This is a genomic window from Pseudomonas sp. CMR5c, assembly GCF_003850545.1.
In the GTDB taxonomy this organism is placed as follows: Bacteria; Pseudomonadota; Gammaproteobacteria; order Pseudomonadales; family Pseudomonadaceae; genus Aquipseudomonas; species Aquipseudomonas piscis.
In genome coordinates this window covers 3,486,337-3,499,740 of the sequence record NZ_CP027705.1, presented here as the reverse complement: position 1 = coordinate 3,499,740, position 13,404 = coordinate 3,486,337, and the positions used below count along the sequence as shown (strand labels likewise).

The 13,404-nt window shown below is 63.0% G+C and carries 13 protein-coding genes; 6 read left to right on the top strand and 7 right to left on the bottom strand.

The window, feature by feature from the left end; all coding sequences use genetic code 11:
* The first annotated feature begins 19 nt into the window (after positions 1–19).
* Positions 20–793, top strand: a complete 774-nt coding sequence (locus C4K40_RS16055) for an enoyl-CoA hydratase (protein ID WP_022644527.1) — start codon at positions 20–22, stop codon at positions 791–793.
* Between the two features lie 119 nt (positions 794–912).
* Here C4K40_RS16055 and C4K40_RS16050 read toward each other — a convergent pair whose 3' ends face one another.
* Both C4K40_RS16050 and C4K40_RS16045 read right to left on the bottom strand, forming a co-directional pair.
* Positions 913–2,064 (bottom strand): acyl-CoA dehydrogenase family protein, encoded by a 1,152-nt coding sequence (locus C4K40_RS16050; protein ID WP_022644526.1) that lies wholly within the window; start codon positions 2,062–2,064, stop codon positions 913–915.
* Positions 2,065–2,068: 4 nt separating this feature from the next.
* Positions 2,069–3,175, bottom strand: coding sequence for an enoyl-CoA hydratase/isomerase family protein (locus C4K40_RS16045; RefSeq protein ID WP_053130159.1), 1,107 nt, complete (start codon positions 3,173–3,175; stop codon positions 2,069–2,071).
* Between the two features lie 342 nt (positions 3,176–3,517).
* On the opposite strand from C4K40_RS16045, the gene astA reads away from it, so the two are divergent.
* Complete coding sequence (gene astA, locus C4K40_RS16040; protein WP_053131364.1) at positions 3,518–4,552, top strand: arginine N-succinyltransferase; 1,035 nt, start codon at positions 3,518–3,520, stop codon at positions 4,550–4,552.
* Here astA and C4K40_RS16035 read toward each other — a convergent pair.
* The 3 genes from C4K40_RS16035 to C4K40_RS16025 are packed head-to-tail and all read right to left on the bottom strand — an operon-like array spanning position 4,512 to position 7,295.
* Positions 4,512–5,963, bottom strand: coding sequence for a glycosyltransferase family 39 protein (locus C4K40_RS16035; protein ID WP_053130156.1), 1,452 nt, complete (start codon positions 5,961–5,963; stop codon positions 4,512–4,514). The genes astA and C4K40_RS16035 overlap by 41 nt on opposite strands.
* Positions 5,960–6,952, bottom strand: a complete 993-nt coding sequence (locus C4K40_RS16030; protein WP_053130153.1) for a glycosyltransferase family 2 protein — start codon at positions 6,950–6,952, stop codon at positions 5,960–5,962. Before C4K40_RS16030 ends, C4K40_RS16035 begins: the two co-directional genes overlap by 4 nt.
* The gene (locus C4K40_RS16025) at positions 6,939–7,295 is read right to left on the bottom strand and encodes a GtrA family protein (RefSeq protein ID WP_053130150.1); all 357 of its coding nucleotides are present in this window, start codon (positions 7,293–7,295) and stop codon (positions 6,939–6,941) included. The genes C4K40_RS16030 and C4K40_RS16025 overlap by 14 nt, the downstream gene beginning before the upstream one ends.
* A gap of 383 nt (positions 7,296–7,678) precedes the next feature.
* Here C4K40_RS16025 and C4K40_RS16020 point away from each other — a divergent pair, with 383 nt between their 5' ends.
* A complete protein-coding gene (locus C4K40_RS16020) occupies positions 7,679–8,542 on the top strand; it encodes a LysR family transcriptional regulator (RefSeq protein ID WP_053130147.1) in 864 nt (287 codons plus the stop codon).
* 36 nt (positions 8,543–8,578) lie between these two features.
* Here C4K40_RS16020 and C4K40_RS16015 read toward each other — a convergent pair whose 3' ends face one another.
* Both C4K40_RS16015 and C4K40_RS16010 read right to left on the bottom strand, forming a co-directional pair.
* Complete coding sequence (locus C4K40_RS16015) at positions 8,579–9,295, bottom strand: HPP family protein (RefSeq protein WP_053130144.1); 717 nt, start codon at positions 9,293–9,295, stop codon at positions 8,579–8,581.
* Between the two features lie 53 nt (positions 9,296–9,348).
* A complete protein-coding gene (locus C4K40_RS16010) occupies positions 9,349–9,582 on the bottom strand; it encodes a hypothetical protein (protein ID WP_124421322.1) in 234 nt (77 codons plus the stop codon).
* A gap of 401 nt (positions 9,583–9,983) precedes the next feature.
* On the opposite strand from C4K40_RS16010, the gene C4K40_RS16005 reads away from it, so the two are divergent.
* Genes C4K40_RS16005 through C4K40_RS15995 form a run of 3 tightly spaced genes read left to right on the top strand, consistent with a single transcriptional unit; the run spans position 9,984 to position 13,386 of the window.
* Positions 9,984–10,775 carry a hypothetical protein gene (locus tag C4K40_RS16005; RefSeq protein ID WP_053130141.1) on the top strand — a complete coding sequence of 264 codons (792 nt, stop codon included), beginning with the start codon at positions 9,984–9,986 and terminating at the stop codon, positions 10,773–10,775.
* Positions 10,775–12,187 (top strand): saccharopine dehydrogenase C-terminal domain-containing protein, encoded by a 1,413-nt coding sequence (locus C4K40_RS16000; RefSeq protein WP_053130138.1) that lies wholly within the window; start codon positions 10,775–10,777, stop codon positions 12,185–12,187. The genes C4K40_RS16005 and C4K40_RS16000 overlap by 1 nt, the downstream gene beginning before the upstream one ends.
* A 17-nt stretch (positions 12,188–12,204) precedes the next feature.
* Complete coding sequence (locus C4K40_RS15995; protein WP_053130135.1) at positions 12,205–13,386, top strand: MFS transporter; 1,182 nt, start codon at positions 12,205–12,207, stop codon at positions 13,384–13,386.
* Positions 13,387–13,404 lie beyond the last annotated feature (18 nt).

The window sequence follows — 13,404 nt, the reverse complement described above, 5'->3', positions numbered from 1 at the left end:
TTTTAGCAGGAGCTGATTCATGAGCTACGAAACCATTCTGTTGGATATCAAGGACCGGGTCGGCCTGATCACCCTCAACCGCCCGCAAGCCTTGAACGCGCTCAACGCGCAGATCGTCGGCGAGATCAACCAGGCCCTGGATCGCCTGGAAGCCGACCCGCAAATCGGCTGCATCGTCATCACCGGCTCGAAGAAAGCCTTCGCCGCCGGCGCCGACATCAAGGAAATGGCCGAGCTGACCTATCCGCAGATCTATCTCGACGACCTGTTCAGCGATAGCGATCGAGTGGCCAACCGGCGCAAGCCGATCATCGCCGCGGTCAATGGCTTTGCCTTGGGTGGCGGTTGCGAACTGGCACTGATGTGCGACTTCATCCTGGCCGGCGACAACGCCAAGTTCGGCCAGCCGGAAATCAACCTAGGCGTGCTGCCGGGCATGGGCGGTACCCAGCGCCTGACCCGCGCCGTGGGCAAGGCCAAGGCGATGGAACTGTGCCTGACGGGACGTTTCATCGACGCCGTGGAAGCTGAGCGTTGCGGCATCGTCGCGCGTATCGTGCCGGCCGACGAGTTGGTGGAAGAAGCACTGAAGGTCGCCGCGCTGATCGCCGGCAAGTCGGTGCCGGTAAGCATGATGATCAAGGAAAGCGTGAACCGCGCTTTCGAGGTCAGCCTGTCCGAAGGCGTGCGCTTCGAGCGCCGGGTGTTCCATGCTGCCTTCGCCACCCAGGACCAGAAGGAAGGCATGGCCGCCTTCATCGCCAAGCGCGAGCCGCAGTTCAAGGACCGCTGAGGCGGTTCGCGGAGATAAAAAAATCGCAGCTTTAGCTGCGATTTTTTTGTGTCTTCAAGAATGCCATCGCGGACATGGCGTCCCTGCAGGAGCGCCATGCCCGCGAGGTTCTTGATCAATCAGACCAGGTAGTGCTTCAACTCACGGGCGATCAGCATGCGCTGGATCTCGCTGGAGCCTTCGTAGATCTGGGTGATCCTTGCGTCGCGGTAGTAGCGTTCCACCGGGTAGTCCTCCAGGTAGCCATAGCCACCGTGGATCTGCATGGCCGAAGAGCAGACCTTCTCGGCCATCTCCGAGGCGAACAGCTTGGCCTGGGAAGCTTCGGACAGGCAGGGCTGGCCGGCGCTGCGCAGGCGGGCGGCATGCAGGATCAGCAAGCGGGCGGCGTTGATCCGGGTGTGCATGTCCGCCAGCAGGTTGGCGATGCTCTGGTGTTCGATGATCGGCTTGCCGAACTGCACCCGGTCGCGGGCATAAGCCAGGGACGCTTCGAAGGCGGCCCGGGCGATCCCCAGGGCCTGGGCGGCGATGCCGATGCGCCCGCCTTCGAGGTTGGACAGGGCGATGGCCAGGCCCTTGCCGCGTTCGCCCAGCAGGTTGGCGGCCGGCACGCTGCACTGGTTGAGGGTCACGGCGCAGGTGTCGGAGGCGCGGATGCCCATCTTGTGCTCGGTGCGGTCGACGATGAAGCCCGGGGTGTCGGTGGGGACCAGGAATGCCGACAGACCTTTCTTGCCCAACTCCGGATCGGTGACGGCGAAGACGATAGCCAGTTGCGCACGCTTGCCGTTGCTGACGAACTGCTTGGCGCCGTTGATCACCCATTGGCCGTCGCGCAGTTCGGCGCGGGTCTTGAGGTTGTGAGCCTCGGAGCCGGCCTGGGGTTCGGTCAGGCAGAAGCAGCCGATGGCCTCGCCACTGGCCAGGCGTGGCAGCCAGGCCTGCTTCTGCTCTTGGCTGCCGTAGTTGAGGATCGGCCCGCAACCCACCGAGTTGTGGATGCTCATCAGCGCGCCGGTGGCGCCGTCGCCAGCGGCGATCTCTTCCACGGCCAGGGCATAGGCCACGTAGTCCAGGTAGCTGCCGCCCCATTGTTCGGGGACCACCATGCCCAGCAGGCCCAGTTCGCCCATCTTGCGGACCAGGGCGTCGTCGATCCAGCCGGCCTTTTCCCAGGCCTGGGCATGGGGCGCGATCTCGCCGCGGGCGAAATCCCGGGCCATGTCGCGGATCATCACTTGTTCTTCGGTCAATTCGATGTCGTGCATGAGTTCAGCTCCCGCTGCCGTCGAAACCGCTGAAGAAGCTCGCTACCCGGTCAGCCTCGAGGGCTGCCAGGGTCGGCGGATTCCAGTGCGGGGTCTTGTCTTTGTCGATGATCAGGGCACGTACGCCCTCCATCAGGTCGCCACGCTCGAACCACTGGCGGTCCAGGTGCAGCTCCAGCGCGAAGCATTGTTCCAGGGCCAGGTGCCAGCCCTGGCGCAGCATCTCCAGGGTCACGGCCATGGCCAGTGGCGAGCGGGTCTCGAGCAGGTCGGCGGTGGCCAGTGCCCATTCGTGGCTATCGGCCACGCTCACGCTGCGCAGTTGCTCGACGATGGCTGGCACGTCGGGCAGGGCGAAGAAATGGTCGATGGCCGGGCGCAGGCTGGCCAGAGGCGCGTCGGGCAGGGCCTGGACGCCGAGCTTGGCCAGCAGCCCCTGCAGGTCCTTGAGCGGCGAATGGCTCCACTGCAGGCGGTCCAGGCGCTGGTCGAGCAGGGCCAGCTTGTCGCTTTCCAGGTGCCAGTCAGCCAGGCCGCAATACAGGGCGTCGGCAGCGCGGATCTGCACGCCGCTGACCCCCAGATAGGTGCCCAGCTCGCCGGGGATGCGTGAGAGGAAATAACTGCCGCCGACGTCCGGGAAATAACCGATGGCCACTTCCGGCATCGCCAGGCGGCTGCGTTCGGTCACCACCCGCAGATCCGCACCTTGCACCAGGCCCATGCCGCCGCCGAGGACGAAACCGTCCATCAGCGCCAGCACTGGCTTGCGGTAGTGATGGATCGCCAGGTCCAGGGCGTACTCCTCGACGAAGAACTCTTCGTGCAGGGTGCCGCCGCTCTTGTAGCTGTCGTACAGCGAGCGGATATCGCCGCCGGCGCAAAAGGCTTTTTCACCGGCGCCGCGCAGCACCACTGCATGGATTTCCGGAGCCTGGGCCCAGGCATCCAGTTGCCGTTGCAAGGTACGCACCATGGACAGGGTGATGGCGTTGAGACCGGCGGGGCGATTGAGGGTCAGGTGGCCGATGTGGTTGCGCACCTCGACCAGCACCTCGTCCTGAGGCGCATCGAGTTCCCGGGCCGTGTGGGATGAAACCTGAGCAGTCATCACTAACTCCCTGCTTTTATTGTCTTTATATGAGGCTCGCGGACGAGCATCGGCGGATCGTATCAGTGCAAATTTGCCTTGTACAACCCGGAAAGCTGCAGGTCGGCTGTGCATTTTTGCATGGTCGGACCAGCCCCGCGAACACCAGGTGAAGGCCCCTGGAGCGGGGACTGCAGCCTTGGCCCGAGCAGTGGGGACAGCGCGTCGAGGCTCGCCGGTCGCGGCGGAAAAAACCCATGGATGCTCTTGATCTGGGCCCGGTTTCCAGTGTGCGCCGTCACTATGCTGGTGCGCCATCACTGTCGTGCCTGTTCCATCCCGACCCTGCCGGAGGCCCTTGTCATGATCGTTCGTCCCGCATCCCTGGCCGACCTGCCGGCTCTCTTGCTCCTGGCCCGCAGCGCCGGGGCCGGCCTCACCACCTTGCCCGCCGATGCCGGGCGCCTCGGCCAGCGCCTGGAGTGGGCGCACAGGACCTTCGCCGGGCAGGCCGAACGGGCCGACACCGATTACCTGTTCGTGCTCGAGGACTCCCAGTGCCAGGTGGTGGGCATCTGCGCCCTGGCGGGGGCAGTGGGCATGCGCGAGCCCTGGTACAACTACCGCCTCGGATCGCTGGCCGCCACATCCCGAGCATTGGGGATCAACCGCCAGTTGCCGACGCTGTTCCTGGGCAACGACATGACCGGCCATTCCGAGTTGTGTTCGTTGTTCCTGCACGCGGGGCATCGCAACGGACTGAACGGACGCTTGCTGTCCAAGGCGCGCTTTTTGTTCCTGGCCGAATACCGCCAGCATTTCGGCGACAAGGTGATCGCCGAGATGCGCGGTTATTGCGACGAGCATGGTGTATCGCCGTTCTGGGAGGCAGTGGGGCGGCATTTCTTCAAGATGGACTTCGCCGCTGCCGACCATCTCACCGGCCTGGGCAACAAGACCTTCATCGCCGAACTGATGCCCAAGTTTCCGCTGCCCACCTGCCTGCTTCCGGAGGCGGCGCGGGCGGTGATCGGCCGGGTGCATCCCAATACCGAGCCGGCGCTGGGCATGCTCAAGGCCGAGGGCTTCGGTTTTCGGGACTACATCGACATCTTCGATGGCGGGCCGCTGATCGAATGCGCCACCGGCGATATCCGCGCGGTGCGCGACAGCCAGGTGCTGCAATTGGGCATTGGCATCCCGGGGGACCAGGCCAAGCCATACCTGATCCATAATCGCCAGTTCGCGGCGTGCCGGATTACCGCCGCGCCGGCGCGGGTTGCCGCGGGCACGCTGATCGTCGAGGCCGCCAGCGCCCATGCCCTGGGGCTAGGCGCCGGGGCCTCGGTGCGGGCGGTCAGCCTGGCGGTGCCGGCACGCCAGCGCCAAGTGGCCTAGGACCCTGCGCCGGGCACTTGAACAGCACGCTCTGGCTGGCCCGCAGGCGTTCTTCACAGCCCAGGGCCGCCAGCTGCCCACTGACCGGCGCGAGGTCCTTCTGCCGTCGTACCAGGTAGAAAGCCTGATCGATCGGCAATTCATCCAGGCTCTCGATCCGCTGGGCTTGCCCGGCGGTGTAGAACTGCGCCGAGTACGAGCGTCGGCCCCAGTAATACAGTGGCGCCGGCTGGCTGGCTTGCAGGTCGTTCCAGGCCTGGGCCATGGCTTGCTGGTTCTGCGGGCGTTGCAGGGCCGCGCCATGGGTCACGGTGAACAGCAGGCCCAGTGGCAGTAGCAGGGCCAATCCCAGCCACCAGGGCGAGACTGTCTTGCCATCGGCATGCCGTGGCGTGGTCAGCGCTAATGCCAGCAGCAGGCACCAGGCGGGCAGGGCGGGCAGGACGTAGGTCCACAGGATATTGCCGGAGAAGGTGAAGAACAGCGGGGTGACCAGGGCCCACAAGCTGATGAAGCTCAGGCGCAGGTCCATGCGGGCGAACCGGCGATAGACCCGGTACAGCAGCGGCAGCAACAGGCTCCAGGGCAGCAGTGCCATCAGCAGCTCCAGCCAGATACTGGCGTAGGGCCGCTCATGGGCGCTGCCGTACAGATCGCCAGGCCAGTCGCTGACCACATAGCGTTTCCAGTGCTCGCCCACCAGGAAGTAGTCGAGGAACCCGGGCGTGCGCCATTCGGCCCACAGGTACCAGGGAACGGACACCAGGAGCATCACCCCCAGGCCGCTGAACCAGGGCAGGTTCAGCAGGGCGCGCCACTGCCGGTTGAACAGGGTCCAGAGCCCGGCCTGGGCTCCCACCAGCACCAATACCAGCGGCCCCTTGGCCAACAGCCCCAGGCCGAGGCCGAAGAACCCGGCCACAGCCCAGGCCCGTTGGCCATGTACCGTGCCGCGCCAGAAACCGTAGCTGGCCAGGAGGATCGCGTAGCTCAAGGCCGGGTCGGTCAATACCACGCCGGCGGCCAGTAATCCCAGGCCGGAACTGGAGAACAGGATGGCCGCCAAGAGGCCGACGCGCTCGTCGTATTCTTCGCGGGCAAAGCGGATCAGCAACAGGCAACTGGCTATATGGAACAGCCAGGCGGGCAGGCGCACGGCCAGCTCGTTGATGCCCAGCCACTGCATGCCCAGGGCCTGGCTCCAGAAGGCCAACGGCGGCTTGCCCCAGAACGGCACGCCGTAGTCGAACATCGGGGTCACCCAATCATCGAGTTCCAGCATCTTGCGCGCCATCTCGGCATAGCGCGCTTCGGAGGTGTCCATCAACGGATACAGGCCCAGGGTCAGCAGGCGCAGGCCGAGGATGGCCAACAACAGCCACCACAGGTGGCGGGTGGAAAGTCTGTTCATCGAAGCACTTCTTGTTCGTCGGCCCGGGTCGTGGAAGGTGCTGGCAATTGGCGGGGGAAGCCGCCGAAGGTGCTGCGCAGGAAGTACAGCGGCCGGCGCTTGACCTCGACCAGCGCGGCGCCGATGTATTCGCCGACCATGGCGATGCCCACCAGTGCCAGGGCCATGGCGCCGAGGATCAGGTGATCGATGCTGAAGGCGTCGGCGAACCACTGGTGCAACAGATAGGAACAGGTCAGCAGCAGGGTGGCCAGGCTGAGCACGCTGAACCAGCGCAGGGGCTTGCGGGAGAAGGCCAGGACTCCCTCCATCGCCAGGTCCACCAGGGCCATGGGGCTCCACTTCGATTCGCCAGCCTTGCGCCGGGCCCTCTGGTAGGGAATCTCCACGGTCTTGAAGCCCAGCCAATTGACCAGGCCCTTCATCAAGGTCGCCCGCTCGGGCATGTTGCGCAGGGCGTTCAGCGGCGCGGGACCGATCAGGCGGAAATCGCTGACATCCGGCGGCACCGGGTACTTGTCCACCAGCAGGTTCATCAGTTTGTAGTAGAGCTGGGCGCTCAGGCGCTTGCCGGCGGTATCCTCACGCCGGTCGCTGCGCTGCATGTTGACGATGTCGTGGCCGGCCAGCCAGTGGCGGACCATGGCCGGGATCAGCTCCGGCGGGTCCTGCAGGTCGGCATCGATGAACAACACCGCATCCCCGGCCGCATAGTCGATGCCGGCGGACATTGCCGATTCCTTGCCGAAGTTGCGGCTCAAGTTCAAACAACGCACCCGGGGCACGCGGCAGAACTGTTCCAGCAGTTCGTAACTTCCGTCATGGCTGCCGTCGTTGACATACAGGACTTCATAGGCCACCGGCAGGGCGCTCAATACCAACATCAAACGATGGTGGAATTCCGGTAATACATGGGCTTCGTTGTAACAGCAGACAATGACACTGATGAGTTGTTGATTGTCTACTTGCACATGGCTAGGCAGTTTCATTTTTAAAAGTCCAGGTCCGGTTGATCCAGTAGCTGCCCAAGGTCAGGCAGAAAGTACTCAGTAGTTGCATCGATAACGGCGAGTCCGGTGCCAGGGCCAGCAGGCACAGCATCAGCAAGGCGTTGCCGAGGTTGTAGGCGGCGGCCGTCACGCAGAAGCGCAAGGCCTGGTCGCTGCGAGCCTGGTAGTCGCCCCGGGGAAAGGTCCAGCGCTTGTTGCCCTGGTAGCTGAGCCAGGTTCCCAGGCCGGCGCCCAGCAAACTGGCCAACAGCGCCGGCAGGGGACCGAGTAGCAGCAGGAACACCGCGTAATGAGCCGCGGTGGCGATCGCGCCTACCAGCAAGTAACGTGGAAGTTGCTTTAATGGATGTTTAGAAGTTGATTTTTCTGATCGCGACATTGGCGAGTTCCAAGGTTAACAACGGGTTAATTCTTGGGTCGTGCATGTCGATAATCAGTGGGTGTTTTGTGAAAAATTCGTTTGCCAATATGCGCTGAATATTTCACAAAGTAACATTTCGAAGTTGTAATTTATATTGCCGGGTCAATCATTCTGCGGCTTTGCGGGAATAGGAAGTTACTTGGCTTTGATGAAGATATCCTGGCTGTTAGTTTGCGGTCAGTATCGCCAGTGCCGCAGCCGTGGGTGAATCTCCGAACGCGGCTACTGGTTCCCCGCAGGCGGGCCGCTACAATGGCGCTCGACTTTGATGCTCTCGAGGCAGTATGGATATCGACCTGGCCCGCACCTTCCTGGAAATCGTTCGCAGCGGCAGCCTGATCGCCGCGGCCGAGCGCCTGCACCTGACCCAGACCGCCATCAGTGCCCGGGTACAGAATCTGGAGGGGCAGCTCAACTGCAAGCTGCTGGTGCGCAACCGGGCCGGGGCCCGGCCCACGGCCGATGGCGAAGCCTTCATCGCCTATGCCAACCAACTGGTGCAGACCTGGGAAGCGGCCCAGCGCGACCTGCCGCTCTTGGCGGGTTATCGCAATGTGCTGCATGTCGGCGGCGAATTGAGCCTGTGCAATCCGCTGATGCTGCACTGGGTACGGCGCCTGCGCCAGGCTTTGCCCAACCATGCGGTGCGGACCCAGATCGGCGATGGTGCGAGCCTGCAGCGTCAATTGGAGTTGGGCGTGCTGGATGCGGCGCTGGTGTTCCAGCCGCTGTACTCGCCAGGCTTGCAGGTTGAGCAGCTGCTGGAGGAAAAACTGATCCTGGTGCGCCTGGCCGGACGCCCGGAGCCCTATGTTTATATCGACTGGGGCGAGGATTTCCGGCGCCAGCACGACGCCGCGCTGCCTGAACAGGCCAAGGCCGCAGTGGGTTTCAACCTTGGGCCCTTGGCGCTGCAGTTCATCCTCGATTCCGGCGGCAGTGGCTACTTCCGTACCCGGGTGGTCCAGAGCTACCTGGACAGCGGCGTGCTGGAGCGAGTGGAGAAGGCCCCGGAGTTCAGTTTCCCCACCTACCTGCTATATGCCCGGGAGCGCGATTCGGCTTCCTTGCAGCAAGCCTTCGAGGTCTTGCGCGAAGTGATCGGGCAGGACACCGACTGGTCCCAGCGCTGGTCGCCGATCATCTGACGGGCGTTTCGGCCTGGGCCCGCGGCAAGCACCGCCTCAGGGGCGTGGCTCGGGAGCCGAGGCCAGCACCTGGCCGATGCTGCGACGCCGGGCATGGGCCTCGCTGGCGTGAACCAACTGCTCGAGATCCTCGGGCGTGACGTCGAAGAACTCTTCCATTTCCTCCAGGGCCAGCTTCAGGTCGGCGGCGGTGATCGCCAGGCTGTCGGCGGCAGAGGATGGAACCAGGACGGCCGGTGGCTCGCTCGGCCCCTTGGGGTAGCGAGTGCGGGTCAGGTTGTTATAGGCCAGGGCGCTGGCCAGCAGGCTGGCGGCGGCCAGCATCACCGGCCCCAGCTCCAGCCAGCCCAGGGCGATGCTGTCCGGGTCGGCCAGCACCAGGGTCAGGGCCACCGCACCAGCGGGCGGATGCAAGCAACGTAGCCAGCACATCAGCACCACTGCCATGCCCGCAGCCAGACAGGCGCTGCCCAGGCTACGTCCCAGCACCTGGGCCGCCAATAGCGCCATCACCGCGGCACACAGGTAGCCGCCAAGGATCGACCAGGGTTGTGCCAGGGCCCCGGAGGACACTGCAAACAGCAGCACCGCCGAGGCGCCGAGGGGGCCGATCAGGTGCACGGCCACGGGCATGCCGAACACCTGGGCGCAGAACCAGACACTGAACAGGGTCCCCAGGGCCATGCCGATGGCGGCGCGGCTCCATTCCAGGGGGCGGGTATTGATGGCGGCGGGTTTCCAGCGGGCGAACATCGACAAAAACGATCCATTTCCAGACGGCGGGCAAAAAGAAGGGCTTGTCTGGATCACCAGAAAGCCCTTGAACGTTCCAACATTTGGGGGAGGAACGGGCGCAGTTTGCCGCTGAATGCCCTGGCTGGCAAATTCATAATAATGCTGCTTAAGTGCAGTTTTTTTGCACTGAAATCCCGGCCCCGCCAAGTGGCTGAAGTTGTCTGGTAGCGCATCGACGAGCGCAAGATGAACCGGTTCAGGACCGCATCCGGCTTCACGGCAATGGGATTCTGCTGGCAGGTCATGGTGTCTCGTCGGCAACTTATGACATCCCAGCCAGTCGACGAATATCGCCCCCTGATGAAGTTGCAAAAACGTTATAGCAGCTCTTTTAACTACTGAATTAAAAGCGGCGATGTTCTTCGCCTGCGCAATTCGAACTCCCTTCGAACCGGTCGCGATCACGTTATATCGATATTTAATAGCGCTAGTTGCGTAGGCAAATGTTTCATTGTAAGAATTGCCGGGTCATATGGATCGACGCTTCGAGGGCCGGGTAGTACTCAGGCTGGCTACTTTGACTTTCTGCAAGCTATCAGGACGATAACCCATGAATGACGATGCACTTCTGGATGAAGTAAAAAGCTGGTTTATCAATTGTTTAGGTTGTGCGGCCGGAAGACGAGAGTTCAGCAAGAATCGCTACATGCTGGCTATCGCCCGCACCACGCAGGATGCCCGGGACATCTTCGATGATTACGTCCGGGCCCTGGAGGCCCGCGAGACGGTGGCCTGCCTGATCATCTGCCCGACCACCAGCCAAGAGCAGAAGTCCTACAGCGTGGCCCAGGAGGTACGGCGCCTGTCGGCACTGTTCAGTCCCCTTGGCGAGTTCTCCGCCGAAGAGCTGGCGACAGGCAAGGCGCTGAACAAGAAGCTCTACCTGACCTGTCCGGTTACCAACGCCAAGATATTGTTCGAAGACTTCGATGCGGTGGCGTTCTGTCCGCAGTCGGATGATATCGACGATGAACTTTACGACCCGTTGATGGCGGCGCCCATTCCCGCCGTCAACTTCAACTCGGATGTATATGCCTTCTCGATGTTCTGTCGCGACATGAGCCTGCAGAAGTTTCAGCGAGAAGTCTTCGAGTTGTCGGCGACGCAACGCGGCGAACTCTACAAGATGGTATTGCATGGCTGGCAGAGCATTGCACAAAGGACTCTGGACAATTACATCAAGATGACCGATGTGAGCAAATGCCCGGTCTACCTGCATGACGACAACCAGTACTGGTTCGCCAACCATCAGGACCCGGCCTTTGCCGAATCCGTGAAGGAGCTGTATCGGCATGACATGCCGTTGATCTATGTCCCGAAGATCTTCTGCGAGTGGGAACAGTACTTCAGCGTCGGCCGTATCCCGGACTTCAGTGAAACTGCCACGGCTGGCAGCCAACACCTGGAAGAGCCTGTATCCAGCATGGAGGTGGTGTGATGAGTCAGGACGCTAATTTCTCCGCAAAGTTGGTTTTCATCGGTTTTGGCTCCATCGCCAGGGCCACCCTTGGGTTGTTCATGAAAACCCGCCAGTTCGACCTGGCGCAGGTAGTGGTGATCGCCCCGGATCTCAAGCAGCACCAGCCGTTCGTTGCGCTGGGAGTCGACTTCATCGATCTGGCACTGACCCCGGACAATCTCCACAGCGTGCTGCGCGATGTAGTGGCGCCGGGAGACTTCATCGTCAACCTGTCGGTCAATGTCAGCAGCGCCGAGCTGATTCGGCTCGCCCACGAACAAGGCGCGCTGTACCTGGATACTTGCATCGAGCCTTGGGAGGGCCTCTACGACTCCCCGAGCCTGACGACCTCGCAGCGCTCCAACTACGCCCTGCGTGATCAGTTGCTGGCCCTGGCAGAGGAACTCGGCCCGGGCCCCACTGCGGTGCTCACCCATGGCGCCAACCCCGGGCTGGTCTCGCACTTCGTCAAGGCAGCGCTGCTGGAGCTGGCCGGGAAACTGGCGGTCGCTGTGCCCAAGGTCGACGGCGAGCCGGCCTGGAACGAATTGGCGATGGCCTTGAACGTCAAGGTGATCCACATCGCCGAGCGCGATACCCAGCGCTCCACGCAAATCAAGTCCGACGGCGAGTTCGTCAATACCTGGTCGGTCGATGGCTTCATCAGCGAGGCCGGCCAACCGGCGGAGCTGGGCTGGGGCTCCCATGAAAGAACCTGGCCGCCGTTCGCCCGGCATCACCAGTTCGGCTCGAACAATGCGATCTACCTCGAACGCCCGGGGGCTTCGGTCCCGGTCAAGACCTGGACGCCCAACGGCGGCCCTTGCACTGGCCTGCTGATCACCCATAACGAAGCCATCTCGATTCCCGACTTCCTGGCGGTCAGGGACAATGACGTGCTGCTCTACCGTCCCACCGTGCACTACGCCTATCACCCTTGCGACGATGCCTTGCTATCGGTGCACGAGTACATCGGCCGTGGCTGGCGGGCCCAGGACAGCAAGCGGATCATGGCCGACGAAATCGCCTCTGGCGGGGTCGATGCCCTTGGGGTGTTGCTCATGGGGCACGGGCTGAACGCCTATTGGTATGGGTCGATCCTGAGCATCGACCAGGCCCGGCAGATCGCCCCCTTCAATACCGCCACCAGCCTGCAGGTCGCGGCGGGAGTGTATTCGGGCATCATCTGGGCGATCGAGAACCCAGCGCGAGGGATAATCGAACCGGAGCAGATGGACCATCGCCGGGTACTGGAGATCGCCTTGCCGTTTCTTGGGCGACTCGAAGGCATCCAGACCGACTGGACGCCGCTGGATACCACCAACGCCCTGTTCCATAAACCCGAGGGCGATTTCTGTCCCTGGCAGTTCGAGCACTTCACGGCTATCTAGACAAGGTCGGCACCTCCATGGAAAACCCTGGCATCGAGTACACGGATAAGCAGCGTTGGCTGGCCCTGACCAAGATCAACACGCTGTCGGTACTTTCACAGGTCGTGCAAATCGGCACCATCACGCCCTTGCTGTCGCTGTCACTGGAGCAGCAGGGCGTGCAGCCGGCCAAGATCGGGGTGATCGTCAGTGCCTCGTGGATCGCGATCCTGCTGCTGTACAAGATCGTTCCGCGTCTGTTGGGACACCTGGGCCTGGTCAAGGCCAATATCCTCAGCGCGGCGTTGACCATCGCCGCGCTGATCGGCATGACCTTGACCCGCAACCTGGCGCTGATCTTCGCCCTGAACTTTGTCCTGGGGATAGGCCTGATCCTGCGCTGGATCGCCTGCGACACCTGGATCGTCTCGGTGGCGTCGCGTAACGAGCGCGGCCGGGCGATCGGCGTGCATGAAACGCTCATGGGCCTGGGGATCGCGGTAGGTCCGCTGTTGCTGGTGGTGTTCGGCGTCGGCAGCGTCGTGCCTTATTACGCCTGCGCGACCATCGTACTGGTCTCGGGCGTGCTGGCCCTGACCTTGAAAGAGCACGATACGCAGCCCCAGACGCCGGCGCACAAGCATCACGCGAAGCTGTTCGGCCTGATCCCCCTGGCCCTGTGCGGGGCCTTCATCGCCGGGTTCGCCGAAACCTCCTCGGTGTCGTTCCTGGCCGGCTACAGCCTTTCCACGGGTTATGCCCTGACCGCGGCGACGCTGCTGATCTCGGTGTTCGGTATTGGCGGCACGGTCCTGCAGTTGCCCATTGGCTGGATCGCCGATCGCACCTCCTGCAAGACCGGGCAATTGCTCTGCGGCCTGGTCTTGCTGCTGGGCACGGTGGCGATTCCGTTCAGCCAGCCGTTGCCCTGGCTGGCGACCCTGATCGTCTTCTTCTGGGGGGCGGCGATCGGCGGCATGAATACGCTGGCGGTGATCGAGGCGGGGCACCGGGTTGGCGAACACCAGGTGTCCACGGCCATGACCGCCATTGCCATGTTCTACACCCTGGGCAGCGTACTGGGGCCGATCATCACCGGTGCCACTGTGTCTTACGTCAGCTCGCACGGACTGATGATTTCGGTTGGCGTGGTGGGGGTGTTTTTCGTGGCGCTATTGGCGTTGCGCCGGACGGCCACGGTGCAACTCGAGGGGCAATAGCCGCTCAAGTGAGCCACG